This window comes from Streptococcus suis (genome assembly GCF_016775005.1).
GTDB classification, from domain to species: Bacteria; Bacillota; Bacilli; order Lactobacillales; family Streptococcaceae; genus Streptococcus; species Streptococcus suivaginalis.
The window spans coordinates 1-773 of record NZ_JAEUXI010000017.1 but is presented as its reverse complement, the minus strand read 5'-3'; the positions used below and the strand labels follow the sequence as shown (position 1 = coordinate 773).

At 40.5% G+C, this 773-nt stretch carries 1 protein-coding gene; it reads left to right on the top strand.

The features are described from left to right. Window positions 1-18: 18 nt before the first annotated feature. Window positions 19-773 (top strand): DUF445 family protein (locus JNG37_RS10100; protein ID WP_449276444.1); only part of this gene is annotated, 755 nt, incomplete at its 3' end.

The following is a 773-nucleotide window of genomic DNA, read 5'->3' as shown; positions in this document are numbered from 1 at the left end:
GAGTCAGTCTCTGAGTCAATTTCAGAATCAATCTCAGAATCCATTTCAGAGTCTGTAAGTGAGTCAATTTCAGAATCAGTCTCAGAATCCATTTCAGAGTCAGTTTTCGAATCAGTTTCAGAATCCATCTCTGAGTCAGTATCCGAGTCCGTTTCAGAATCCATCTCTGAGTCAGTTTCAGAGTCCATTTCAGAGTCCATTTCAGAGTCAGTTTCTGAATCAGTTTCTGAGTCCATTTCAGAATCAGTCTCTGAGTCAGTATCAGAATCTATCTCTGAATCAGTTTCCGAGTCAATCTCTGAGTCAGTATCAGAATCAGTATCAGAGTCCATTTCAGAATCAGTTTCAGAATCCATCTCTGAATCAGTCTCTGAGTCCGTTTCAGAATCCATCTCTGAATCAGTTTCTGAATCAATTTCAGAATCAATTTCAGAATCCATCTCTGAGTCAGTAAGTGAATCAGTTTCAGAATCCATCTCTGAATCAGTCTCAGAATCTATCTCTGAGTCAGTAAGTGAATCAGTCTCTGAATCCATCTCTGAATCAGTCTCAGAGTCAGTATTCGAGTCAGTGTCAGAATCCATTTCTGAGTCTGTAAGCGAGTCCATCTCCGAATCAGTTTCAGAATCAGTTTCAGAGTCCATTTCTGAGTCAGTCTCAGAGTCCATCTCAGAATCCATTTCTGAATCCATTTCAGAATCAGTCTCCGAATCAGTTTCAGAGTCTGTCTCAGAATCAATTTCAGAGTCCATCTCCGAGTCAGTCTCAGAGTC